20 protein-coding genes are annotated in these 24660 nt (G+C 49.7%); 17 read left to right on the forward strand and 3 right to left on the reverse strand.

The window, feature by feature from the left end:
- Positions 1–19: 19 nt before the first annotated feature.
- A complete protein-coding gene (gene rpsT / locus K0504_RS12585) occupies positions 20–280 on the reverse strand; it encodes a 30S ribosomal protein S20 (protein ID WP_220104547.1) in 261 nt (86 codons plus the stop codon).
- Positions 281–540: 260 nt separating this feature from the next.
- Between rpsT and murJ the strand changes: the two genes are divergently transcribed.
- The 11 genes from murJ (at position 541) to K0504_RS12640 (ending at position 15140) form a co-directional block, all read left to right on the forward strand.
- Positions 541–2094: a murein biosynthesis integral membrane protein MurJ gene (gene murJ / locus K0504_RS12590; protein ID WP_220104548.1), complete on the forward strand. Its 1554-nt coding sequence runs from the start codon at positions 541–543 to the stop codon at positions 2092–2094.
- Positions 2095–2523: 429 nt separating this feature from the next.
- Positions 2524–3477: a bifunctional riboflavin kinase/FAD synthetase gene (gene ribF, locus K0504_RS12595; RefSeq protein WP_220104549.1), complete on the forward strand. Its 954-nt coding sequence runs from the start codon at positions 2524–2526 to the stop codon at positions 3475–3477.
- Between the two features lie 29 nt (positions 3478–3506).
- Positions 3507–6341, forward strand: a complete 2835-nt coding sequence (ileS, locus tag K0504_RS12600; protein WP_220104550.1) for an isoleucine--tRNA ligase — start codon at positions 3507–3509, stop codon at positions 6339–6341.
- Positions 6334–6852: a signal peptidase II gene (lspA, locus tag K0504_RS12605; RefSeq protein WP_225918125.1), complete on the forward strand. Its 519-nt coding sequence runs from the start codon at positions 6334–6336 to the stop codon at positions 6850–6852. Before ileS ends, lspA begins: the two co-directional genes overlap by 8 nt.
- 5 nt (positions 6853–6857) lie before the next feature.
- Complete coding sequence (gene fkpB / locus K0504_RS12610) at positions 6858–7298, forward strand: FKBP-type peptidyl-prolyl cis-trans isomerase (RefSeq protein ID WP_220104551.1); 441 nt, start codon at positions 6858–6860, stop codon at positions 7296–7298.
- A 2-nt stretch (positions 7299–7300) separates the two neighbouring features.
- A complete protein-coding gene (ispH, locus tag K0504_RS12615; protein WP_220104552.1) occupies positions 7301–8230 on the forward strand; it encodes a 4-hydroxy-3-methylbut-2-enyl diphosphate reductase in 930 nt (309 codons plus the stop codon).
- 88 nt (positions 8231–8318) lie between these two features.
- Positions 8319–9011, forward strand: coding sequence for a type IV pilus modification protein PilV (gene pilV / locus K0504_RS12620; RefSeq protein WP_220104553.1), 693 nt, complete (start codon positions 8319–8321; stop codon positions 9009–9011).
- Positions 9011–9934 carry a PilW family protein gene (locus K0504_RS12625; RefSeq protein ID WP_220104554.1) on the forward strand — a complete coding sequence of 308 codons (924 nt, stop codon included), beginning with the start codon at positions 9011–9013 and terminating at the stop codon, positions 9932–9934. The genes pilV and K0504_RS12625 overlap by 1 nt, the downstream gene beginning before the upstream one ends.
- Positions 9934–10518: a PilX N-terminal domain-containing pilus assembly protein gene (locus tag K0504_RS12630; RefSeq protein WP_220104555.1), complete on the forward strand. Its 585-nt coding sequence runs from the start codon at positions 9934–9936 to the stop codon at positions 10516–10518. The genes K0504_RS12625 and K0504_RS12630 overlap by 1 nt, the downstream gene beginning before the upstream one ends.
- A gap of 22 nt (positions 10519–10540) precedes the next feature.
- Positions 10541–14668, forward strand: a complete 4128-nt coding sequence (locus tag K0504_RS12635) for a VWA domain-containing protein (RefSeq protein WP_220104556.1) — start codon at positions 10541–10543, stop codon at positions 14666–14668.
- Entirely contained in the window at positions 14661–15140 is a 480-nt protein-coding gene (locus K0504_RS12640) for a type IV pilin protein (RefSeq protein WP_225918126.1), read from the forward strand. Before K0504_RS12635 ends, K0504_RS12640 begins: the two co-directional genes overlap by 8 nt.
- Before the next feature lie 24 nt (positions 15141–15164).
- On the opposite strand, the gene K0504_RS12645 is transcribed toward K0504_RS12640, so the two are convergent.
- Positions 15165–15719, reverse strand: coding sequence for a GspH/FimT family pseudopilin (locus K0504_RS12645; RefSeq protein WP_220104568.1), 555 nt, complete (start codon positions 15717–15719; stop codon positions 15165–15167).
- Between the two features lie 238 nt (positions 15720–15957).
- Here K0504_RS12645 and K0504_RS12650 point away from each other — a divergent pair, with 238 nt between their 5' ends.
- The gene (locus tag K0504_RS12650; RefSeq protein WP_318837971.1) at positions 15958–17586 is read left to right on the forward strand and encodes an NAD+ synthase; all 1629 of its coding nucleotides are present in this window, start codon (positions 15958–15960) and stop codon (positions 17584–17586) included.
- An 11-nt stretch (positions 17587–17597) separates the two neighbouring features.
- Positions 17598–17936: a P-II family nitrogen regulator gene (locus K0504_RS12655; protein WP_220104557.1), complete on the forward strand. Its 339-nt coding sequence runs from the start codon at positions 17598–17600 to the stop codon at positions 17934–17936.
- Between the two features lie 67 nt (positions 17937–18003).
- Here the strand turns inward: K0504_RS12655 and K0504_RS12660 are convergent, their stop codons facing one another.
- Positions 18004–18774 (reverse strand): outer membrane protein assembly factor BamD, encoded by a 771-nt coding sequence (locus K0504_RS12660; RefSeq protein ID WP_220104558.1) that lies wholly within the window; start codon positions 18772–18774, stop codon positions 18004–18006.
- A gap of 125 nt (positions 18775–18899) precedes the next feature.
- On the opposite strand from K0504_RS12660, the gene rluD reads away from it, so the two are divergent.
- The 4 genes from rluD (at position 18900) to pssA (ending at position 24257) form a co-directional block, all read left to right on the forward strand.
- On the forward strand, positions 18900–19871 hold the full coding sequence (rluD, locus tag K0504_RS12665) for a 23S rRNA pseudouridine(1911/1915/1917) synthase RluD (RefSeq protein WP_220104559.1): 972 nt from the start codon (positions 18900–18902) through the stop codon (positions 19869–19871).
- Entirely contained in the window at positions 19843–20631 is a 789-nt protein-coding gene (gene pgeF / locus K0504_RS12670) for a peptidoglycan editing factor PgeF (RefSeq protein WP_220104560.1), read from the forward strand. Before rluD ends, pgeF begins: the two co-directional genes overlap by 29 nt.
- A gap of 66 nt (positions 20632–20697) precedes the next feature.
- Positions 20698–23268 (forward strand): ATP-dependent chaperone ClpB, encoded by a 2571-nt coding sequence (clpB, locus tag K0504_RS12675; RefSeq protein WP_220104561.1) that lies wholly within the window; start codon positions 20698–20700, stop codon positions 23266–23268.
- A gap of 125 nt (positions 23269–23393) precedes the next feature.
- Entirely contained in the window at positions 23394–24257 is an 864-nt protein-coding gene (pssA, locus tag K0504_RS12680) for a CDP-diacylglycerol--serine O-phosphatidyltransferase (protein ID WP_220104562.1), read from the forward strand.
- The last annotated feature ends 403 nt before the right edge of the window (positions 24258–24660 follow it).

Raw genomic sequence — 24660 nt, forward strand, 5'->3', positions numbered from 1 at the left:
TTATATCTGAAGCAAAAACTTAAAGCGCTTTAATCTGAGTATTCAGACGCGACTTATGACGCGCGGCTTTGTTTTTGTGGATCAGGCCTTTAGTGGCAAAACGATCCAAGATAGTAACTGCGTTTTGGTATTCAGCAGTTGCTGCTTCTTTGTTGCCTGCGTCAATCGCTGCGTAAACCTTTTTCAGGTATGTACGCATCATGGAGCGACGGCTGGCGTTATGCTTGCGGCGCTTCTCTGATTGGACCGCACGCTTTTTCGCTGACTTGATGTTAGCCAAGGTCGGACTCCCAATTCGTCGGTTGATGGAATTATTAAGGCGGCGCATTCTGCACCGAACCAATCCCAAAGTCAATGAGTTTAGTGGTCTTACTAACGCTTTTTTGCTGACCATTGGCGAAAAGCCGGCGGCCTAGTAAGATGAGCGCGGATTCTAGCAGCACGGATTGTGGATTGCCAGCCGCTTTCAGCACATTTATTTGCATATTTATCACTGCCAGCTCGTTGTTTTTCGTTGACTGGCGCTTAAAGGATTAAAGCTTGAGCAAGCAACTTGTAAAGTCCGGTGCCATCGTCAGTGCCATGACATTGATTTCTCGCGTATTAGGGTTGGTGCGCGATGTCGTAATCGCCAACCTCATGGGGGCAGGAGCGGCCGCCGATGTTTTCTTCTTCGCCAATAAAATTCCCAATTTTTTACGTCGATTATTTGCTGAAGGCGCATTTGCACAAGCGTTTGTTCCGGTGCTTTCTGAAACCAAAGAAAACGGTGATATTGATGACGTCCGAGAGCTAATTGCTCGGGTGTCGGGCACGTTGGGTAGTTTGGTTCTGGTTGCAACCCTGATTGGCGTTATTGGCTCTCCGGTATTGGCGGCGATATTCGGCACCGGCTGGTTTGTTGAGTGGCTAAACGACGGCCCAGAGGGCGATAAATATGTCACCGCCGCCTTTATGCTTAAAATCACCTTCCCATATTTGTTTTTTATCGCGTTAACCGCGTTATCGGGCTCAATTCTTAATACCTATGGTCGGTTTGCCGTCGCGGCATTTACCCCAGTGTTTCTGAATGTCGCCATCATCAGCTGCGCATTGTGGCTGAGCCCTGAGCTAGATGAGCCGGCAGTTGGCCTAGCGTGGGGCGTGTTTATTGGTGGTGTGATCCAGTTTTTGTTCCAGCTACCATTTCTAAAGCGAGCCGGCTTTTTACTGAAACCCAAGTGGGGGTGGCATCATCCGGGTGTGGTCAAGATCCGCACGCTGATGATCCCAGCCTTGTTTGGCGTGTCCGTCAGCCAACTCAATCTATTGTTTGATACCTTCATTGCCAGCTTCCTTAAAACTGGCTCGATTAGCTGGTTATATTACTCCGATCGCTTATTGGAATTTCCATTGGGGTTATTTGGCATTGCCATTGCGACAGTGATTTTGCCCAGCCTTAGTGGCAAAGCAGCGGCGCAAAATGACCAAGCATTTCGCCATACCATGGATTGGGGGGTGCGAGCGGTGAGCTTGCTGGGTATTCCTGCTGCCCTTGGGTTGATGGTGTTGGCGCAGCCCATTCTGATGTTATTGTTTATGCGCGGTGCGTTTACCGCTGAAGATGTGCAAGCAGCAAGTTTAAGTTTATGGGCCTATGCTGCCGGTTTGCTGTTCTTTATGTTTATTAAAGTCCTAGCTCCGGGCTATTTTGCTCGCCAAGATACCAAAACACCGGTCAAATTCGGAATTTATGCGATGGTGGCAAACATGGTGTTCAACCTGATTTTAGCAAGCTGGATGGGCTATATCGGGTTGGCTGCGGCCACTTCGTTATCTGCGTTATTGAATGCAGGGCTGCTTTATTGGGGCTTGCACCGTGGTGATGTCTATCGCCTCTCGGGGCAGACAGTTAGTTTACTCATTCGTATGCTGATTAGTGCGGCGTTGATGGCCAGTGCAACTTATTATTTCAGCCCGAACTTTAGCCAATGGTTGCAGTTTGATTTGTTAACAGCGGCGTTGTGGGTGACCGGTTTAATTGCTGTGGCAGGTGCTGTGTATTTGACGAGCCTGATGGTGCTAGGCGTTCGGCCTAGACATCTGTTGCGCTGATACCCAATTATTGCGCTGATAACTAATGCACCACTACGATTGCTGCGGCCGTTAGCCTTTTTGATCACAAGCGTTGCCGCTTTTGTATTGCCGAACCCAGCGAGCTCGGGCAATAACGAAGCGATAACCAGCCAGCGTCCAGCCTTCATCATTATTGGTAAATTTCATTTGCCTGACCTCATATCGCGTGTTGATGTTCAATGGGGCTATTTTTGGCTAAATAGTAGGCTGTGGCTGTGTGGAGGTTGGCAGTGTTTGTGTGTTGTTGAACTCGCAATGTGTGTCACAGAAAAATAGCCCCAATAGTTGGCGTCTGGCGGGGCCCTTAACAACATCATGCAGTTTCCCACAGCTTTATTACCCGCGCGTGTTCACCTATGTTCCTTTGCTCTGGTATAATCCGCGCTTTTATAAGCCAGACCGGCCCTCATGGAACTCATTCGCGGCATACATAATTTGCGAGATCGGCACCGTCAGTGTGTGCTGACCATCGGCAACTTTGATGGTGTACACCTTGGCCATCAAGCGGTACTGCGGCAATTGGTTGCTAAAGCCAAGGTCTACGGCGTACCGTCGATGGTGATGGTTTTTGAACCTCAACCTCAGGAAGTTTTTGCCGGAGACAAAGCGCCGGCTCGACTGAGCTTACTGCGTGATAAGGTGCGTTTATTGTCGCAGATGGGCATTGACCGCTTGCTATGCGTGCAATTTAACCATCGTTTTGCCGCAATCAGCGCCAGTCGTTTTATTAGTCATTTACTGGTTGAGAAATTAGCCATCCGCTATTTGGTGGTGGGGGATGATTTTTGTTTCGGTAAAGGGCGCCAAGGTCAGTATCAGGATTTAGTTACCGCAGGTAACGACCATGGCTTTGATGTGAATAATACGCACAGCTTTATGCTGCAGCAGGTTCGCGTCAGCAGTACCAAAATTAGAGCCGCCTTGGCTGATAATCACTTGGACATCGCGGAGTCTTTGCTAGGGCACCGCTATGCCTTAACCGGCCGGGTGGTGCATGGTGATGCGCTGGGGCGTACCATTGGCTTCCCAACAGCCAATGTGTTGATGAAACGGCAAGTGATTCCCGTGCAAGGCGTGTATGCGGTTGAAACCGAGCTTGCCGATGGTACACAAGTGCTCGGCATGGCTAATATTGGTCGGCGGCCGACAGTAAAAGGCACTCGACCACAGTTGGAAGTACATCTTTTTGACTTTGATGGCGACTTATATGGTCAGCGCATCAAGGTTGAGCTGGTTGCTAAATTGCGTGAGGAGCAACGATTTGCTTCGGTTGATGCGCTAAAGCAACAGCTTGAATTAGACAAAATAACGGCGCGGCAGCAGCTAGTTAGCGATACTGCTAGCGCGCAACAGACTATTTAATACGACATGATCATCAGGATCTGCCATTCATGAGCCAATACAAAGACACATTAAACCTGCCCGAAACTGAGTTCCCAATGCGTGGAAACCTGGCCCAGCGCGAGCCAGCCATGCTTAAAGATTGGTTGGATGCCGACCTTTATGGAGAGATTCGTAAAGCGCGTCAGGGGCGCCCATCGTTCATTCTGCACGATGGTCCTCCGTATGCGAATGGCAACATTCACCTTGGCCATGCCGTTAACAAGATCCTCAAAGATGTCATCATCAAATCGAAGACGCTCAGTGGTTTTGATGCGCCGTATGTGCCTGGTTGGGACTGTCATGGTTTGCCGATTGAGCTGCAAGTTGAAAAGAAATTTGGCAAGCCCGGCAAAAAGCTGACGGCAGCAGAGTTTCGTGTGAAGTGTCGTGAATACGCGGCCAAACAGGTTGATGGACAGCGCGAAGATTTCAAACGACTTGGCGTACTGGGCGAGTGGGATAAACCTTACCTGACGATGAACTTTGATTTCGAAGCGAATCAAATTCGTGCGCTAGGCAAAATTGTTGAAAATGGTCATTTGCACAAAGGCTTTAAGCCGGTGCACTGGTGTACCGATTGTGGCTCTGCTTTGGCTGAAGCTGAAGTTGAATACCAAGACAAGACATCGCCAGCCATTGACGTAGCCTTTAATGTGGTTGATGCCGAAGCACTATTAGCCAAGTGCGAACATCCTCATGATCACACCGGCGAAGGCCCAGTTGCTGTTGTTATTTGGACAACAACACCGTGGACGCTGCCTGCTAACCGTGCCGTAGCCGTTCACCCAGAACTCGAATACGTTGTGGTGCAATGTTCGACAGAGCAAGGCCCACGTCGCTTAGTGTTAGCCAACGATCTGATGCTCGATGCTGTCGACCGTTATGGCATCACCGATTATCACGTGATTGCAACGTGCCGTGGGGTTGATTTAGAACACGTCGCTTTGCAACACCCGCTTTATGACATGCAAGTGCCAGTGATCCTCGGCATGCACGTAACCACCGAATCGGGTACGGGCTGTGTTCACACCGCCCCTGGTCATGGTCAGGACGACTTTATCGTTGGTCAACACTATGACTTGGAAGTTGCCAACCCAGTGATGGACCATGGTGTGTTTAAAGAAGACACGCCGCTGGTTGGTGGTCAACATGTCAAGAAAGCCAATGGCGTCATCATCGAAGCTATGCAGGAAAATGGCAGCTTGATGTGCCATATCAATTACCAGCACAGCTACCCACATTGCTGGCGCCACAAAACGCCAATTATTTTCCGTGCCACACCACAATGGTTTGTCAGCATGGAGCAAGCAGGGTTGCGCGATGCCGCGCTACAAGAAATTAAGAAAACTGAATGGCTGCCAGAGTGGGGCGAAACACGTATTCAAGGCATGATTGACGGCCGTCCAGATTGGTGTATTTCACGTCAGCGTACTTGGGGCGTTCCGATTGCGCTAATCGTTGATAAAGAAACTGGCGAACCGCATCCAAAAGCCCTTGAATTACTGGAAAAAGTGGCCCAGCGGGTCGAGCAAGAAGGCATTCAAGCTTGGTTCGACTTAGAGCTCAAAGAGCTGCTGAGCGACGAAGAATGTAAGCAATACACTAAGGTTCAAGATACGCTGGATGTCTGGTTTGACTCCGGTGTGACCCATTCATGTGTTGTTGATGCGCGCGCTGAAACATTTGGCGGCAACCCTATTGATTTGTACCTAGAAGGTTCGGATCAACACCGCGGTTGGTTCCAGTCATCGTTACTGACGTCTATAGCAATCAACGGCCATGCTCCATACAAAGCGGCTTTGACCCATGGTTTTACCGTCGATAAAGATGGTCGCAAGATGTCTAAGTCGCTAGGTAATGTGATTGCGCCGCAACAAGTCATTGGCAAGTTAGGCGCCGATATTCTGCGCTTATGGGTTGCTTCAACTGATTACACGCAGGAAATGACGGTTTCCGATGAAGTGTTCAAACGTAGTGCTGACGCCTATCGTCGAATCCGCAATACGTCTCGCTTCTTGCTGGCTAACCTCAATGGTTTTGACCCCGTCAAGGACGCAGTGCCTTTTGATGAAATGGTGGCATTAGATCAGTGGGCCGTTGCTCGTGCGCTGCAAACACAGCAATCGATCATTGAAGCTTATGATCAATACAATCTGCACCAGGTCAATCAGGCGCTGATGATGTTCTGCTCGATTGATATGGGTAGCTTCTACCTCGACATCATTAAAGATCGCCAATACACAGCCAAAGACACAGGCCTTGCCCGTCGTTCTTGTCAAACCGCGCTATATCATATTGCCGAAGCGTTAGTTCGTTGGATGGCACCCGTTATGAGCTTTACTGCACAAGAAATTTGGCAAGCGCTGCCAGGCGAACGTGACCACTACGTATTCACCGCTGAGTGGTATCAGGGCTTAGCTGATTTACCGGTCGATGCGCCTTTGAGCAGCGCCGATTGGCAGCAAGTGCTAGCGGTACGTACCGAAGTGAACAAGCTACTTGAAGCCGCGCGTCGTGAAAAACAAATTGGTGGCACGCTGGAAGCGAACGTTGCTTTATATGCTGATGGTGCAGTGGCTGAAGTATTGGCTAAATTGGGTGACGAGTTACGCTTTGTCATGCTGACATCTGAAGCAAGCGTATTGCCGCTAGCCGATGCAGGCGATGCAATCAGCACTGAAATTGCAGAATTGAAAGTCGTGGTGACCACGGCAGAAGGTGCTAAGTGTGAGCGCTGCTGGCATCACCGGGAAGATGTGGGTAGTCACACCGAGCATGAAACCTTGTGTGGCCGTTGTGTCACGAACGTTTACGGTGACGGCGAGGTTCGTTCATATGCTTAAGGTGTTTAACAGCAACGAAACGTCAGGCGTGAAGTGGATTTGGATAGCCGTACTCACCTTTGTTCTCGACCAAGCCAGTAAATTATGGGTGGTCGGCGCCTTCGAACTTTATGAACGTGTCGCAATCACGCCGTTCTTCAACCTGACCTATGTACGTAACTATGGCGCGGCATTTAGCTTTTTGAGTGACGCGGGTGGTTGGCAACGTTGGTTTTTTACCGTAATTGCTTTTGCCGTGAGTGTGATGTTGCTGTACTGGCTGCGTAAAAATGATGCCGAACAGCGTGCTCAAAACATTGGTTTTTCACTGATTTTAGGTGGCGCTTTAGGCAATGTGATCGACCGTTTATACCATGGGTTTGTGGTTGATTTTCTGGACGTTTACGTAGGTAACTTTCATTGGCCGGCATTTAATATTGCCGATTCGGCCATTTGTGTTGGCGCCGTACTACTTGTGTGGGACGCTATTAGCCAATCCAGAAAGTCCAAAGCACAAGCGAAGGCGGAGTAGCTCAGATGGTCGATGCAATCAGTCAAGGCTCAGCGGTCACCATGCACTTTGCCATTAAATTAACCGACGGCTCAGTGGCTGACAGCACCAAGGTCAACAACAAGCCTGCTCGCTTTGTCATGGGCGATGGCAACCTGACCGAAAGCTTTGAACAATGCTTATTGGGCTTAAAAGCAGGGGATGCCAAAAGTTTTGAGTTGGCACCAGAGCAGGCATTTGGCCAGCCGAATCCAGATAACATCCATCATTTAGACCGAATGAAATTTAATGCCGAAGTTCCTGCGGAAGTAGGAACAGTGGTTGCCTTTGCTCAGCCGGACGGTACCGAAATCCCTGGCATTGTGCGCGAAGTGGCTGGTGATTCCGTCACCGTTGATTTCAATCATCCGTTAGCAGGCCAAACCGTTATCTTTGACGTCGAGATCATCACAGTGGGAGCGGAATAAATATGGATATCCTTTTGGCAAACCCACGTGGCTTTTGTGCTGGTGTCGATCGAGCGATTAGCATCGTCGAACGCGCCCTCGAACTGTTTCAGCCACCGATCTATGTGCGCCATGAAGTGGTGCACAACCGTTATGTGGTTGAAGGTTTACGTGATCGAGGCGCCATTTTTGTTGATGAACTCGATGAAGTGCCCGATGACTGTATTGTTATTTTCTCGGCTCATGGTGTCTCTAAAGCGGTGCGCGACAATGCTAAATCGCGTGGCCTAAAAGTGTTTGACGCGACTTGCCCGTTGGTGACTAAAGTCCATATGGAAGTAACCCGTGCAAGCCGTCGAGGTAATGAGTGTGTGCTGATTGGCCACGCTGGTCACCCAGAAGTTGAAGGCACCATGGGGCAGTATGACTCTGATTCCGGTGGAATTTACTTGGTCGAATCTCCGGCAGATGTCAAAACATTGCCAGTAAAAGATCCCGAAAATCTATGCTACGTTACTCAAACGACCTTGTCGGTTGATGACACCGCAGACGTGATTGATGCACTTCGTGAGACCTTTCCTAAAATTGTTGGGCCGCGTAAAGATGACATCTGTTACGCCACTCAAAACCGACAAGATGCGGTGCGCGAATTAGCCGCTAAAACTGATGTGATGTTGGTCGTCGGTGCTAAAAATAGCTCCAACTCTAATCGCCTGCGCGAGCTGGCTGAAAAGATTGGTACGCGCGCTTACCTGATTGATACTGCCGATGACATTTGTCCGTCATGGTTAGAAGACTGCAATGCTGTGAGCGTAACCGCAGGAGCATCGGCGCCAGAAATCTTGGTGAAACAGGTAGTTGAAAAGTTAACAGAATGCGGTGGCAAGCAAGTTCAGGAGCATCCGGGGCGCGAAGAAAACATTGTCTTCGCGGTACCGGCCGAGTTGCAATAAGCCAAACTCACGCCCCCGTAACAGCAGCCACCGTTAAGGTGGCTGTTTTGTTTGAAAATGACCAAATCATACGATCAAGGACAATGATGTGACTTTGCCGCTAGGAAGCCGCAATCGCAACCAAGGTTTTAGCCTGATTGAGGTTATCATCGCCATGTTTATTTTGGTGGTGGGCTTACTCGGACTGGCTGGTTTGCAGCTGGCCGTGACCCAAGGTAATCACGACAGCTACATTCGCTCGCAAGCCATGGTGCTGACCCAAAGCCTAGCCGACCGTATGCGATTGAACTCGCAGTACCTTAATCGAACCGCAAACACCTCGCCGGTGTTGAATGCCGCCACAGACAACCGCTACAGTGCTTCGTCGAGCTACAATTTTGATGGTTTAGGCTCGTGCTCTGGCCAACCTTGGGATTGTTTTTGTCAGGCAACGCCCTCCGCTATTCCTCGCTGTGGTGATAATAATGGTACCGATGCGAGTGTGTGCAGTGCCGAACAGCTGGCATTGTTTGATGGCTGGCAGGCCAGTTGCGATGGCGCCGCACTGCACCCTGATTTTTGGATTCAAGTGACCTGCCAAGATGCTGATGGCACCGATGGCGATGCTTGCTCCGCTCACTCGACCCACTTAATTACCGCGAGTTGGCCCGCTTCAGAAGCACTCGAAGCGGCGCGCGTGAGTTGCCCAACAGACATTGATTTAGGACTTGCTGCGGCCGGCACCGAAAATGTCGATCGTCACTGTGTGCTGTTGAGTGTCACATTCGGAGGGTCGCGCTGATGAATGAACCAAGTCGCCACAACCACATGATCCGTAGATACAAACGCCAATCGGGGTTGAGCCTGATAGAGCTGATGATTGCCATGCTCGTGGGGATCTTGATGTTGTCTGGTATTTTGGCGGTGCTTAGCAATAACAGTGTCAACTTGCAGCTCAATGAAGGCTTAGGGTCTGTTCAAGAAAACGGCCGCTTCGCGCTGGCCCGCCTCACTCACTCCATTCGGCTGGCGGGTAGCTACAACCCGCAAGATCCCGCGCTCGATTTAACCGGTATCGATCCGACGGTCGAGCAAGCCGATTTAGCGTCCAATGGGGTGGTATTTCCTGGCGAGTATGCCAATGGCGCCACCATCGGAAGCGATGACGGGACTTCCGATGCGAGCGATACTTTGGTCATTGGTTTGCAAGGCGAGCAAGATTGCCGCGCTGATAATCATGGTTATGGCACTGTGGTCGTGGCCGGTAGCACGGTTAACGAACAGTTTCATGTCATCAATGAGTACTATTTAGAAGACGAAACGCTGCGCTGCCGAGGCTATGAAGGGCGTGTGTTACGAGGAGAAAAAACCTCGTCGACCAACACCAATGCGGTCACCTTGGTTGAGAACGTGGAAGATTTCCAAGTTTTGTACGGAGTCGCAGAACCCGACGCGAACAATTCGTACACCGGTCAGCCAAGTTATTACCTCAATGCTGATGATGCCGCATCAGCGGTAGCCAACGGTGGCCGAGTGGTGGCTGTGCAATTCGCCTTGCTCATCTTTAGTGATGAGCCGCTGTCGAGTGCTTCGAGTGCTCGACAGGTCAAGCTGCTCGATGCGGCGGCTTATACCCCATCTAAACAGCGGGTGTATCGATTGTTCCAGCAAACAGTGCAGCTCCGCAATCCGTGGAATTCGATTGTGTTTGAAGGGGGCTCGTAATGATCACTAAAAATAGTTGCTCAAGCCGAGCTTACCGTCAAAACAAACAATCCGGCGCAGCGCTGGTGGTGTCGTTAGTGGTGTTAGTGGTGTTGACGTTAACCGCGGTCATGGCCATGAATCGCACATCAATTCAGCAAAAAATGGCCACGATGTTTGATGCATCAGGGATGGCGTTTGACGCTGCCGAAGTTGCCATCGATGGCGTGGTGTTTGAGCAGGAAGATGTCACGCTGGATGCCGATCAGCGCGTACTCACCATTGCTCAAGCGAATCCGGAATTTGACCCTTCAACCGACGTAATGGCTTGCCATGACGGAAATTGGACCGAGCGCACAGTGACTAACTCGGGGTTAAGCAAAGGTCAGGTTCATAGTGGTACTGCGGCACTGCACTCCGATCCGGAAGTGAAGTCGTGGTCGAAAGTGGCTTACGTGGGTGAAGGTTTACGCGTGCCAAGTGGTTGGGGCTTTTCCCAAGGATTTCATTATTTTCAGGTCCGTGGCTGCGGTCATGTGGCTAATGAACGGATGACCACGGCGAATACACAGCAGATTTATATGCTGGGACCCAAGTCCGAATGATCCGTGTTGGAGGTGTAAGGTCATGAAAAAAATCATGCGAAAATCTGCCGTAAGTGCTCTGGCCGCTGGTTATGGGCTGCTTGCAGGCATTGCCAGTGCTGATGACATTGAAATCTACGCGGGGGCAGGCTCCACCATTACCACCTATTTGCCGAACGTCATGTTTGTTATTGATACGTCCGGCAGTATGGATAACAAAGACGGCACCAGCACGACGCGCCTATACAAGGTGCAAGAAGCATTAAAAGAAGTCTTGTCAGCCTCGACCGATGTCAATGTTGGTTTGATGCGCTTCTCCAATCCTGGCGGACCTGTACTGTACCCCGTTGCGAATATCGATTCGCCGGTGTCGCCCGACGAGCGAGTACTGGTTCGGCTTGATGATAATGACGGCAGTGAAAGTAGTGGCGGCTCTGTTGATTTAGACAACACCGGTATTAGTTTGGGCGACGGTGAGTTGCATGGTTTTCGCTTTGAAGACGTTCGAATTCCCCAAGGTGCAACGATTGAATCGGCCGAGCTCACGTTTGCCGCGTATGAGGGCAGTAGCACAACCGTCACTTTTCAGGTCAATGCCGAGCTTGCCAGCGATTCGGCAGAATTTAGCGAAACCATGGATGACTTCTCTAGCCGAACCAAAACCTCGGCGGAGCTGGAGGTGACCGACTCAAGTGTTTGGGTTGAAGATCAGTTTACTAGCAACATGAACGTCACCGACTTATTGCAAGAGGTTGTGGCGCAAAGTGACTGGTGTGGTGGACAGGCCGTCAGTATGTTTGTCAAAGCCGTTGCTGGTGAAGGCTATGGCGTACGCCGCGTGCATTCCAATGAAAGCAATTCATCGCTCGCGGCAACCTTGCGGATCAGTTATGACTACACCAGTGCCAACGGCTGTATTGCCGGTAGCCATGCCAATCAGATTTTATCGCAAGACGACAACGTAGAAGAAAAAGGTGATGGCGAAAACAGTACCGGTAACGTTATTAATATCGACTCAGATAAAAATGCCGCCATCGGCTTGCGCTTTGATAACGTTGATATTCCGCAGGGTGCCACCATCGAAGAGGCGTACATTACGCTGACGCCCTATTCGAATCGGGATGGTAGCTCAAGCATGAGCATTCATGTCGAGAGTAGCGATGATGCGGCTGACTATTCTAGTGCCGACTACACAGTCACATCGCGCGATTACGCATCATCGAGTGTGACTTGGTCGATTGCCAGTAATAGCTGGCGCACCAACGATGAAATGGACTCAACTGATATTTCATCGCTTGTTGAAGATGTGATTGGTCGTTCTGGTTGGCAAAGTGGTAACGCCATGGCGTTTAAGCTGGTGCCATCAAATAGAGAAGTGAAAGCCTATAGCTATCAAGGTAATGCGACTAAATCAGCACAACTGTATGTGAAATACCGAGGGAGCGCGCAAACCTCAACCTACACCGTGCGCCAGTACATGCAAACGTTGGTTGATGGTTTGACCCATGATGGTTGGACGCCAGTGGCTGAAACCATGTATGAGGCCTATCGCTACTTTAATGGCGGCGATGTGCTTTATGGGTTGAACCGCGGGATCTCTGATAGCACCCAACCGTTAACACGCGTTAGTCACCGTGACTCCTACACCGGCGCTGATTCAGTGCTGCCAAATGGTTGCACCGAGTCTAATTTAAGTGACTCTGATTGCGATGATGAATACATTCCATCAACACCAACACCCATTTATATTTCACCCATTGAGCATGTCTGTCAGCAGAACCACGTTGTTCTCTTAACCGACGGTCGCGCCAACCAAACGCGCAGTACCGTGCGTAACTACATCGACACGCTAACCGGCCGCACCTGCTCAGCTAGCACCAGCGGCAACCTCAACGACACCAATTGTGGAGTGCACTTAGCCGAATACAACGCATCTTCCGACAAATCTAACGGCAGTGATGATGCGCGGGTGTTTACCCATACGATTTCATTTGTTCCCGAGGGCACAGAGTCTGCGGACTGGTTAACTTACCTGGAAGACATGGCAAGTGTGGGCGGTGGTGATTTTTACCCCACATCCGATGCCGCATCGGTGGCCGAAGCGTTCCAGCGAATTATTTCCGATGCCAAAAAGCGCAATACCACCTTTGTTGCCCCATCGGTAGCCATTTCAGACGTCAACAAACTACTGCACGACAGCTTTGTGTACTACGCCGTGTTCAGTCCAAAAGATACTCAAAATTGGCCCGGCAACCTGAAAAAGTATCAAATTGCTGATGGCCTTGTGCTGAGTAAAAACGGCGGCTCGGCAGTCGATGCGGCCACCGGCTATTTTGAATCAGCGGCGCCAGACTTTTGGTCAACGGCAACGACCGGCAATGATGAAGTGACAGTTGGTGGCGCACGTGAAGCCAATGAAACCCTTAGTTCACGCCGTGTGTACAGTGATTTGGATGGCTTTACGCTAATTTCGAATGAAACGGACTTGGTGACAGAAGATGTGCTGGGCATTACGGCTCGGAGTGATGCAAGTGAACGCCGCGACGAATTAATTAATTGGATAAAAGGGTTAGATGACAGTGGTAACACTGATTACCAAATCGGTGATCCGCTTCATTCAGAACCTGTCGTGCAACGCCGTTCTGGCTCTAATGACGAAATTTACTTTGGTACCAACCAAGGCTTTATTCATGCCGTTGATACTGAAACAGGCGATGAAAACTGGTCCTTCATACCGGAAGAATTGCTGAAAAACGCCAACGATTACTACGAAAATTCGGTATTTGTTACTCGAGTTTATGGCATGGATGGCCCAATGACGCTGGTGACGGCTAATAGTAAAAACTTGCTCATTGCAGGCATGCGCCGTGGTGGTGAGAGCTACTATGCGTTGGATGTCACTAATTCTACGCCGGCCAACGGGTGGTCGAATGTCATCACTAATCAATCGACGGGTGCCTTTAGTCGGTTGGGCCAAACTTGGTCAAAAATGATCCCCGCAACGGTCAAACTTGGTAGCACCAGCAAAGATGTATTGTTCTTTGGTGGCGGCTACGATCCGGCTCACGATCTGAAAACAACCCGCGTAGCTGATGGCGTTGGTAACGCAATTTACATGGTGGATGCCGCAACTGGCGAATTGCTATGGTATGCCAGTAACGACAATTTGGATGATGGTTCCACGTACACCGTTATTGACGAGTTGGATTATGCGGTAGCTGCCGATCTCTACGTGCTCGACCGTGATCGCGATGGCTACTCAGATCATATTTATGCGGTTGACTTAGGCGGCCAAGTTATCCGTTTGGACATTCATAACGGTTTGTCCGGCACTGAATTTATCTCCGGTGGTCTGCTCGCCGATATGGGAGGAACGGCTGAAAGTAATAATCGTCGATTCTTCTACCCGCCTGATGTGGCTTACGTCAACGATGGCTTCGGTCAATATTTTGCCGTGACAGTTGGCTCAGGCTATCGCGCTCACCCGCTAAACCTGAACACCGACGATAAGTTTTTTGTTATTCGAGATTACGGCGTGTTTGATGCCAGCAGCACCAGTGTTAGTGGCACCAACAAAATCAGTTACTCAGTAACCCCCGTCGAAATTGATGATCTGCTTGATGCAACGAGCATCACCTCCAACAGTGATGTAATCGCGCTGAGCGAAGCCGATTACGAAAAGTATGAAAGTGGCTTCTATATTGATTTGCCGAGCGAAGGGGAAAAAGTACTGTCATCACCGGTCATTGTTGATTACAAGGTGGCCTTTGCTACTTACATTCCAGGTGATGTGGATGCCGATCCAAACCAGTGTACGCCGCCAGAAGGGAACGGCAGAGCCTATGTCATGTCGCTAGGCTATGGTACGCCAACAGGCGACTTTGATGATGACAATGACGTGACTGAAACCGATCGTTATATGAACCTGACACATGGCGGTATACCAAGTTCGCCGAAAATTATTTATGCGCAACAAGATCTACCGGTGATTTGTGTGAGCAGCGAATGTACTAATGCATCGTCCATGTACGATGATGATGGCAACCTGATCACCGATAGCAATGCCCAAGGCAGTGAGCCAAATATTTTAAATACCTTGCTGCCGCCAACCAACCAAGTGTACCGGGATACCACCTGGCATAGTGAGCGAGAGCAAACGCCTGATGAGTAAGTTAACTACGGCTAAACAAATGGCAGGCTTTAGCTTGATCGAAGCCATGATTGCGGTGGCCATTATAGGTATTTTGACGGCGATAGCTTACCCAAGCTACGTAGACTACGTTGTTCAGGGCCATCGCCAAAAAGCGATGGCGGATTTGATGGCGCTTGCCACCGCAATGGAAGCACACAAAGCGCAGCAATATACCTACGAAGGGGCTGCGTCGAGTGGCGGCGATACAGGGGCGCCAGCCATTTTCAACAGTTGGTCTCCGGCGGATCAACCCGCCGCCAACAAGCAATATGATCTAACGATTCATGCCATTAACGACAACGGCCGAAACTTTGAATTGCGTGCAACGCCCACAACCACTGCAGTGGTTAAATCTGACGGCAAATTGATGTTTAATTCGCTGGGGCAAAAAGCTTGGGATAGCAATAATGACAGCTCATTTGCCAGCTCCGAATATTGCTGGGATTGTTAGCAAAGCACTGTTGAATGAAGGCCGTTAGCTTTCACAATTTAAATCGGTGCCTTCAGGGTATTCATGCACGCCATCTCCATCGTAATCACGCGACAGCTTAATTCGACCTTGTAGGTTAATCACAACACTGCGTGCGTATTTGGCTTCTTTGCTGTCGGCACAAACTGAAAATGTACCAAAATCTGAGGTGTGGCCTTCTGGTTGATAGCTCACCACGCTGCCATTATTAAAGCTACGCGTGATGGTGTCTGGTGCCGCATCAATGACTTTCAGAACCGTTTCGCCAGAATCATAGCTACTGTCGCCATCATTGTCCTCAAATACCATTAACGGCCCATCCCAGGATGTGGTGCAACTCGACAAGTTATTTTGGGTTGGGCATAGCGTCACGACTAAGCCTGAGTCAATCGCACTCAGGCGCGCCATTTGTAATGAACTAGCGATATAGCTAGCTTGTTGAGATGATCGGCTGGATTTAATGAAGTCAATCAGGCTGGGAACGCCGGCAAGTAGGGTGATGGCAACAATAGCGACGGTTACCAATAGCTCGAGTAGGGTAAAACCGAACATCCTTTTCATTACATCTGGCCCCAGTTTACTTCACTGCGTTACAACTTGATGCAGATTAGCACGTTGATAAATCTCCCGCCTAGTGACAGATTCACAGTCTGGCTGTTCTATCCGCATAAAAATTCACCAGCTCGTCATCTGCTGTAAATCTTATTGATCATCCACCGTACCTTTTAGGCGTCGGTTATTTTATTATGGCTCGCAAATGAAGCAGCCGCTGTCACTGCAGTAAAACAATGAGGTAAGCGTGTTAAACATCGCAATGGGACAAATCCACTGTTGGGTGGGGGATATTGAAGGAAATGGCCAGAAAGTACTGGCGGCCATGAAAGAAGCGGCAGATGCCGGAGCCGATCTGATCTTGTTTCCTGAACTGACCCTAACCGGATACCCGCCAGAAGACTTGTTGTTGCGGTCTGATTTACATGCACGTGTGATGGCGGTTTTAGCAACCATTAAAGCAAACATGCCTGCCATGGATGCGCTTGTCGGTTTGCCTATGCAAGAAGGCAACGAATGCTTCAACAGCATGATCTGGTTAAGTGCTAGTGAAGCGGGGGCCGGCGAAGAGAAAGCCCGATACCACAAACAGCAATTGCCAAACTATGGCGTGTTTGATGAAAAGCGTTACTTCACCCCGGGCGATGCGGTGTGCATTATCGAACCAAAAGGTCACAAAGTGGGCCTCTTGATCTGTGAAGATATTTGGCATCAACAGCCTGCTGAAGCCACTGTTGCTGCGGGCGCAGAGATCTTACTCATCGCCAATGCCTCGCCTTACCACACGAAAAAAACACCCATGCGCCATCGGGTGTTAGAGCAGCAAGCTAAAAAGCTCAACACACCCATCGTTTATGTCAATCACAGCTGTGGTCAAGACGAATTGATCTTTGACGGCCAGTCCGTCGCCATTAGTGCTGATGGCAGCGAAGTGTATCGCGCGCCAGCGTTTGAAAACAATTTGGCGCAAGTCAGCTTTGATGGTCGGCAACTGCACGCAAAACAAGCTAGCGCCGACGAATTGACGCTGTTGGCTGAAGTTTACAAAGGCCTGACGATGTCGGTTCGTGACTACGTCTTACGCAATGGCTTCGAAGGTGCAGTCTTGGGGCTTTCTGGCGGTATTGATTCTGCACTAACACTGGCAATTGCCGCTGATGCGCTGGGCGCAGAAAACGTTCAGGCGGTGATGATGCCGTTCCGTTACACTTCGGACATGAGCATTGCTGATGCGGCTGAACAGGCCAAGTTAATGAACGTTGAGTATGACGCTGTGTCGATTGAGCCGATGTTTGATGCTTTTATGCAGCAACTCGATCCTATGTTTGAAGGCACTGCCGTAGATACCACTGAAGAAAACTTGCAAGCACGTAGCCGTGGCGTTGTGCTCATGGCCATTTCCAACAAACGTCGCCGGATGGTATTAACGACCGGCAACAAGAGTGAAATGGCAGTGGGCTATGCCACCTTGTACGGTGATATGTGTGGTGGCTTTGCGGTGCTGAAAGATATTCCTAAAATGATGGTTTTTGAGTTGTCGCGTTATCGCAACACCCAAGGCTACGTGATCCCGGAGCGGGTCATCACGCGGCCACCATCAGCAGAGCTTGCGCCAGATCAAGTAGACTCCGATAGTTTGCCGGATTACGCAGAATTAGACGATATGATCGAACGTTATGTTGAACAAGACGCGTCTTTAGCCGATATTGTGGCAGCAGGTTATGATGAACAAGTTGTTCGTCGTGTGATTCGCCTCATTGACATCAATGAATACAAAAGGCGACAGTCTGCGGTAGGCCCTCGTATTACGCCGCGTGGATTTGCAAAAGATCGCCGTAACCCAATCTGCTCTGGATTTGGCCGAGCAAACTGGTAAAGGAATAAAAAATGAAAAAAGTTGTAGCCATTATTAAACCATTCAAATTGGACGATGTTCGTGAGGCGCTGTCAGAAGTTGGCATCAGCGGCCTGACGGTAACCGAAGTGAAGGGTTTTGGCCGTCAGAAAGGTCACACGGAAATGTACCGCGGTGCTGAGTACATGGTCGACTTTCTGCCAAAAGTGAAGTTAGAGATTGTGATTGCGGATGAAGACGTTGAGCGCTGCTTAGAAACTATTATCAATGCAGCCCACACCGGCAAAATTGGTGATGGCAAAATTTTTGTTCAGAACGTTGAACGCGCGATTCGTATTCGTACTGGTGAAGAAAACGACGACGCAATTTAATTGCTTAGTGTTCAATCAATAAAAAACGGAGCCATTGGCTCCGTTTTTTATTGATGGCGGTTGGCGATTAACTGCCCACAGTAAGAACCATCTCGTTATCTGGATAGTTCAGTTTCAACACGCGCAAGGTATCTTGCTGGGCCTTTTCCATACCCAATTCTTCGTAGCACAGAGCCATCAGCTCAAGTGCTCGCTCCACTTCGGGAGTATCTGGCATGTACTCAAGTACATATTTGCCGCGGCCAAGCGATGCAACAAAGGCATCACGAGCGTAATAATATTCGGCCACTTGCACTTCATAACGAGCTAAGCGATTCTTCAATGCGGTCATGCGTAAAGCCGCATCTGGCGCATATTTGCTGCCGGGGTATTCGCGCAGTAAACGTTCGTAATCGCCAAATGCTTCACGAATGTTGTGTGGATCTCGGTCTGAGCGATCGATGCGGAACAGTTCTTGGAAGTAATTGCGGTCCTCATCCTCATTAACCAGCCCGCGCATGTAGAGTGCGTAATCAATATCTTTGTGGGTTGGGTTCAATCGAATAAAGCGATCAATGGAAGCCAGAGCTGCCGGATTGTCGGCACTGGCGTAATAAGCGCTGATCAAATCCAGCTGCGCCTGATCGGCGTGAGGGCCAAACGGGTAGCGAGATAGCAGTGCTTCTAGGTGAGCAATGGCGCTTCGGTAGTTACCATCTTCCATCCGAATCTGAGATTCTTTATACAACTCAGCCGCTGGTTGTTCGGCAACTTTTTCTTTTTCAGGCGTAGAAGAACAGGCGCCAAGTAATAACGCCAATCCGAGTACGCTAACTCCGGTCAAACGGGATAACAGCATGAACACGTCCCAGTATACGATTTATGAGGGTAAAGCTGATCTACAGCTTCAGTCCAGTTACAATGCACGGCATTCTAAACTAATCCGCAGCGTATTGTGAATGCGTTGTTAGACAGATTGAGACTATGGCGCAGGAATTTACCTTAACCGCACAAATATCATCCGACCAATTTGGCCAACGGCTCGATCAAGCGTTGGCAGAATTGTTTCCCGATTATTCCCGTACTCGCATTAAGACGTGGCTTGATGAAGGCCGGGTTGAAATTAATGGCAAAGTAGCCAAAAAAGCGCGAGAGAAAGTCGTCGGTGGCGAGAATGTGGTGCTTAACGCCATGTTAGAAGATGAAGTTCAGCATCAAGCTGAGGACATCGATCTCAATATCGTCTTTGAAGATGACGACATTCTAGTGGTCAATAAGCCCGCTGGATTGGTGGTTCACCCAGGCGCAGGCAACCAGCAAGGCACCCTGCTGAACGCGTTATTGCACCACTGCCCTGATTTAATCGAAATACCGCGTGCCGGCATTGTCCATCGGCTGGATAAAGACACCACGGGGTTGATGGTGGTAGCTAAAACGATTCCTGCCCAAACGCACTTAGTGGCGCGATTGCAAGCTCGTGACATTACTCGAGAATATGAAGCCGTTGCCATTGGGGTGATGACGGCAGGTGGCACCATTGAGGAGCCGATTGATCGCCACCCTCATCGGCGCACCGCAATGGCCGTTCACCCACATGGCAAAGAAGCCATCACGCATTATCGCGTGGCAGAAAAATTTCCCAATCACACGCGATTGCGGTTGCGATTGGAAACAGGCCGAACTCACCAGATCCGCGTGCACATGTCTCACCTGCATCATCCGCTGGTGGGCGATGTATTGTATGGCGGGCGTAACCGGCTTCCCAAAGGCGCTAGTGAAATCATGATTGAAACCTTGCGTGGTTTTCGCCGCCAAGCGCTCCATGCCGCTCGCTTAATTTTGGCGCACCCGATTACGGGCGAGGAGATGGAATGGCAAGCGCCTGTGCCTGCCGACATGAAGCAGCTCATTGATGTGCTAAGACAAGATGCCAAGATTAACCCGGCCGACCACTAGCTGCCCCATTGAACAGTGGCAGTTGCCCGATACGGTCGGTGCGATTCAAACTGAACGCACCGGTGGCGTTAGCAAAGGCGCTTATCAATCGCTCAATCTCGGCTTGCACGTGCAAGACGAGGTTGCGGCTGTCACCGAAAATCGCCAGCGATTACTTCAACAAATGCCTGGCTGTAAACACCTTCATTGGCTCAATCAAGTTCATGGCACGGCATTGTTTCACGGCCATCGAGCGCCAAGATGCGTACCCGATGCCGATGCCAGTGTTAGTCAAATGGCCGGTCACGGCTGCGTGATCATGACAGCAGACTGCCTACCTGTGCTGTTTTGTGCCAACGATGGATCTGAAGTGGCTGCTGCTCATGCTGGTTGGCGAGGCCTCGCTCTTGGCGTGTTAGAGCAAACAATTGCAAGTATGAAAACCCCGGCTTCAGCGCTTCGCGTCTGGCTTGGTCCGTGTATTGGGCCGCTGGCATTCGAAGTGGGGGATGAGGTACGTACAACCTTTACTGAACACGATCCTAACGCAGCGGATGCCTTTGCCCATTCGAGTGATGGCAAATGGTTGGCTGACATACAGCTGCTCGCCGTTATGCGCCTGGCTGGTGTTGGGGTTCATCAAATTAGCGCTGATTTGCGCTGTACTTACCAGAATGCGGCACACTTTTTTTCCTATCGGCGGGCTTGCCAACCCAATTCTTTGAGTCAGGGTGTGACCGGACGCATGGCTTCAGCGATTTGGATTAAAGCCAACGCTTGAAACTGAAAACAGTCAGCCCCATCTAATTGTTAGACCAATTTTTGAACGATGAGACGGGAGGCAGTGATGCGTCTAGATCGATTGACTAGTAAATTCCAAGTGGCTCTGTCTGATGCGCAATCCATGGCATTGGGGCGTGATCATCAATTTATTGAAGCCACCCATTTAATGTTGGCCTTGCTCAATCAACAGCAAGGCTCGGTACGTCCGCTGCTGCAATTGGCGGGGGTAAATATCACCGCATTGCGTTCTCAGCTCGCAGAGCAACTCGATCGCGTTGCCCGTGTTGAAGGCACTGGCGGTGACGTGCAACTCAGTCATTCCACCATCAACTTATTGAATATGACCGATAAGTTGGCTCAGAAACGTAACGACAAATACATTTCAAGCGAAGTGTTTGTGTTGGCCGCCGCACAAGATAAAGGTCCGTTCGGCGACATGCTTCGTGAACTTGGGGCAACACCTGAGTCGGTCGAAAAAGCGATTGAAAAAGTTCGCGGAGGCCAGAAAGTCGATGATCCAAATGCTGAAGATCAGCGGCAGGCGTTAGAAAAGTACACCATCGATCTGACTGAGCGCGCGGAAGCGGGTCGCCTCGATCCGGTGATTGGTCGCGATGATGAAATTCGCCGTACGATCCAAGTGCTGCAGCGCCGAACTAAAAATAATCCGGTACTGATTGGTGAGCCTGGTGTGGGTAAAACCGCCATTGTTGAAGGCCTCGCTCAGCGCATTATTAACGGCGAAGTACCCGAAGGTTTAAAAAATAAACGCGTACTCTCTTTAGACATGGGGTCGTTGCTGGCTGGCGCTAAATATCGTGGAGAATTTGAAGAACGTTTGAAAGCGGTGTTGAGTGAACTGGCTAAAGAAGAAGGTCAGGTCATCTTGTTTATCGACGAACTTCATACCATGGTTGGCGCCGGGAAAGCGGAAGGTGCTATGGATGCGGGTAACATGCTTAAGCCGGCATTGGCTCGAGGCGAATTACATTGCGTGGGTGCAACGACGTTAGATGAATATCGTCAGTACGTTGAAAAAGACGCCGCGCTTGAGCGCCGTTTCCAAAAAGTGCTAGTGGAAGAGCCTTCGGTGGAAGATACCATCGCCATTTTGCGGGGGCTGAAAGAGCGCTATGAATTACACCATGCGGTGGACATTACCGATCCGGCGATTGTTGCCGCGGCGAGTTTGTCCTATCGCTATATCTCTGATCGAAAATTGCCCGATAAGGCTATCGATTTAATCGATGAAGCGGCATCGTCCATTCGCCTGCAAATTGATTCTAAACCTGAAGATATGGATAAGCTCGAGCGACGCATTATCCAGCTTAAAATTGAGCAGCAAGCGGTCGCCAAAGAAAGTGATGATGCGAGTCGAAAACGGCTTGGTCTGCTTGAAGACGAACTGAAAAAACTTGATGGCAAGTATCAGGAGCTAGAAGAAGTCTGGCAATCAGAGAAAGCTGCACTGTCTGGCACACAGCATATTAAGGCCGAGCTGGAACAAGCGCGGCAAGATCTCGAGTTTGCAACTCGTGCTAGCGATTTGAATCGAATGTCAGAATTGCAGTATGGGCGTATCCCAGATCTTGAGCGGCAACTCGATCTAGCCGCACAAGCTGAAATGCATGAAATGACATTGTTGCGTAATAAAGTCGGCGAAGAAGAAATTGCCGAAGTGCTCTCTAGAGCAACCGGGATCCCTGTCGCACGAATGCTCGAAGGTGAGCGCGATAAATTATTACGCATGGAAGAACAACTTCATCAACGAGTCATTGGTCAGAGCGAAGCGGTTGATGCGGTGGCAAATGCCATTCGTCGTTCCCGATCGGGCCTTGCCGATCCGGATCAACCTATCGGTTCATTCCTATTCTTAGGTCCCACAGGTGTGGGTAAAACTGAGCTGTGTAAAGCACTGGCATCGTTTATGTTCGATACCGAAGATGCCATGGTGCGCATCGACATGTCTGAGTTTATGGAAAAGCATTCGGTCGCTCGCTTGGTTGGCGCACCGCCGGGTTATGTCGGTTATGAAGAGGGCGGTTACTTAACGGAAGCTGTTCGTCGCCGGCCTTATTCGGTGGTTTTACTCGACGAAGTGGAAAAAGCGCATCCTGATGTATTTAACATCCTGTTGCAGGTGCTGGATGACGGCCGCTTAACCGATGGCCAAGGCCGCACCGTCGATTTTCGCAATACCGTGGTGATCATGACGTCGAATTTAGGCTCAGACCGAATTCAGGAAAGTGCAGGTCAGGCGAGTTATGACGAAATGAAAGCGCAGGTGATGGATGTTGTCACACACCATTTCCGCCCAGAATTCGTTAACCGCGTTGATGAGTTGGTGGTGTTCCATCCGCTTGAACAAGCACAATTACGCCAGATCACGGGTATTCAGATTGAACGTTTACGCAAGCGATTACTGGAGCGAGAGCTTAATTTACAGGTATCCGATGCGGCTTTGGATAAACTCGCTGAAGCGGGCTTTGATCCTGTGTATGGTGCACGACCTCTTAAACGGGCGATTCAGCAACAGCTTGAGAACCCATTATCGCAAGCGATTTTGCGGGGTAGTTATGCTCCTGGCGCAGATATTCAAGTCGCAGTGCAAGACGGTGAGCTAACACTCAATTAATTGCACTATTGAATAAAAAGGCCGTTGGATCACAAACCCAGCGGCCTTGGCTAATTTCCCCAAGCTTACCCTTGTGCTACTCTGTTCGGCACAATTTACCCTCGTAATTGGGATTGCTGGCTTCAATGACAGAACAACATGAACACGATGCTCATAAACCCAAGGGCATTTATTTACTTCCGAATCTGTTAACTACTGGCGGTTTGTTCGCCGGCTTTTATGCCGTAGTAGCTTCCATGAACGGTGATTTTAAATTGGCATCCATTGCCATCTTTATTGCCATGATTTTTGACGGCCTCGATGGTCGCGTGGCTCGTTTAACTAATACCCAAAGCGCTTTTGGTGCGGAATACGACAGCATGGCTGATATGTTGTCATTCGGCGTTGCTCCAGCATTAATTGCGTATAACTGGGGGCTAAATGAAATAGGTAAAGTTGGTTGGCTAGCCGCCTTCATTTTTGTTGCAGGTGCCGCCCTTCGGTTGGCCCGCTTTAATACCATGGTTGGCAAAGCCGATAAGCGATACTTCCAAGGCCTAGCAAGCCCTGCTGCGGCCGGCATTATTGCTGGTGGCGTTTGGCTGGGTGCTGAGCATGACATTAATGGCCACTCTATTGGTTATATTGTTGCGCTTATTACCATGGCTGCAGGCGCGTTGATGGTGAGTAACTTCCGCTATCACTCATTCAAAGATGTCGACTGGAAAGGTCGCGTGTCGTTTTTGGCAATTCTTGCTGTGGTATTGGTGTACGTTATCGTCGCCACCAATCCTGCACTGGTGTTGTTTGGTATCTTCACTGCCTATGCTGTATCGGGCCCATTCATTACCGTGCGCGGCGTACAGAAATTAAAAATGGAACACGTGGTGGGTGACAGCAAAGATGCCGACTTCTGTGAAAAGCAAAAATCTGCTGAAACCGATGATGGCGTTGAGCAGGCAGATGACGCAACACCACTTGATACTGAGAAAGAAAAGCCGAGTAATTAATCGTTGTGCCAGCTGGTAGTAATTAGCTGGCATTCATTCGATGGAATACCGAGCCACGACACTCAATACATAACTCAAAGGAAGCGTAAGCTTCCTTTGGTATTTCTGGGAGCTAATTTTTTCTCTCTTTTATTCGCAACGATAGCTATTTCTGGTTGATTGTTGCGCAACACAAACTGATTTGTATGTGTTTTGACCATTTGAAATAAAACTTTAAAAAAGCCCTTGACCGAATTCAAAGACTCCCTATAATGCGCCCCCACAGCAACGGGGAACGGCAACGAACTAAAGTTCTAAACTTTAGATTGGAAGTCACCCGAAGCACCCAGAACAAAAACTTTGAAAAAAGTGATTGACTCTGAGGGAAGGAAGCGTAATATACGCCTCCCGCAGCCAAGCGCTG

The sequence above is a fragment of the Neiella holothuriorum genome, assembly GCF_019457915.1.
Classification (GTDB): Bacteria; Pseudomonadota; Gammaproteobacteria; order Enterobacterales; family Neiellaceae; genus Neiella; species Neiella holothuriorum.

What these genes read in the sequence shown, in the direction of transcription:
- pssA (WP_220104562.1), top strand. Translation starts at nt 23,394, where the DNA reads ATGACAGAACAACATGAACACGATGCTCATAAACCCAAGGGCATTTAT.
- lspA (WP_225918125.1), top strand. Translation starts at nt 6,334, where the DNA reads ATGCTTAAGGTGTTTAACAGCAACGAAACGTCAGGCGTGAAGTGGATT.
- K0504_RS12635 (WP_220104556.1), top strand. Translation starts at nt 10,541, where the DNA reads ATGAAAAAAATCATGCGAAAATCTGCCGTAAGTGCTCTGGCCGCTGGT.
- fkpB (WP_220104551.1), top strand. Translation starts at nt 6,858, where the DNA reads ATGGTCGATGCAATCAGTCAAGGCTCAGCGGTCACCATGCACTTTGCC.
- rluD (WP_220104559.1), top strand. Translation starts at nt 18,900, where the DNA reads ATGGCGCAGGAATTTACCTTAACCGCACAAATATCATCCGACCAATTT.
- K0504_RS12630 (WP_220104555.1), top strand. Translation starts at nt 9,934, where the DNA reads ATGATCACTAAAAATAGTTGCTCAAGCCGAGCTTACCGTCAAAACAAA.
- K0504_RS12640 (WP_225918126.1), top strand. Translation starts at nt 14,661, where the DNA reads ATGAGTAAGTTAACTACGGCTAAACAAATGGCAGGCTTTAGCTTGATC.
- K0504_RS12645 (WP_220104568.1), bottom strand. Translation starts at nt 15,719, where the DNA reads ATGAAAAGGATGTTCGGTTTTACCCTACTCGAGCTATTGGTAACCGTC.
- K0504_RS12655 (WP_220104557.1), top strand. Translation starts at nt 17,598, where the DNA reads ATGAAAAAAGTTGTAGCCATTATTAAACCATTCAAATTGGACGATGTT.
- ileS (WP_220104550.1), top strand. Translation starts at nt 3,507, where the DNA reads ATGAGCCAATACAAAGACACATTAAACCTGCCCGAAACTGAGTTCCCA.
- ispH (WP_220104552.1), top strand. Translation starts at nt 7,301, where the DNA reads ATGGATATCCTTTTGGCAAACCCACGTGGCTTTTGTGCTGGTGTCGAT.
- pgeF (WP_220104560.1), top strand. Translation starts at nt 19,843, where the DNA reads ATGCCAAGATTAACCCGGCCGACCACTAGCTGCCCCATTGAACAGTGG.
- ribF (WP_220104549.1), top strand. Translation starts at nt 2,524, where the DNA reads ATGGAACTCATTCGCGGCATACATAATTTGCGAGATCGGCACCGTCAG.
- K0504_RS12660 (WP_220104558.1), bottom strand. Translation starts at nt 18,774, where the DNA reads ATGCTGTTATCCCGTTTGACCGGAGTTAGCGTACTCGGATTGGCGTTA.
- K0504_RS12625 (WP_220104554.1), top strand. Translation starts at nt 9,011, where the DNA reads ATGAATGAACCAAGTCGCCACAACCACATGATCCGTAGATACAAACGC.
- clpB (WP_220104561.1), top strand. Translation starts at nt 20,698, where the DNA reads ATGCGTCTAGATCGATTGACTAGTAAATTCCAAGTGGCTCTGTCTGAT.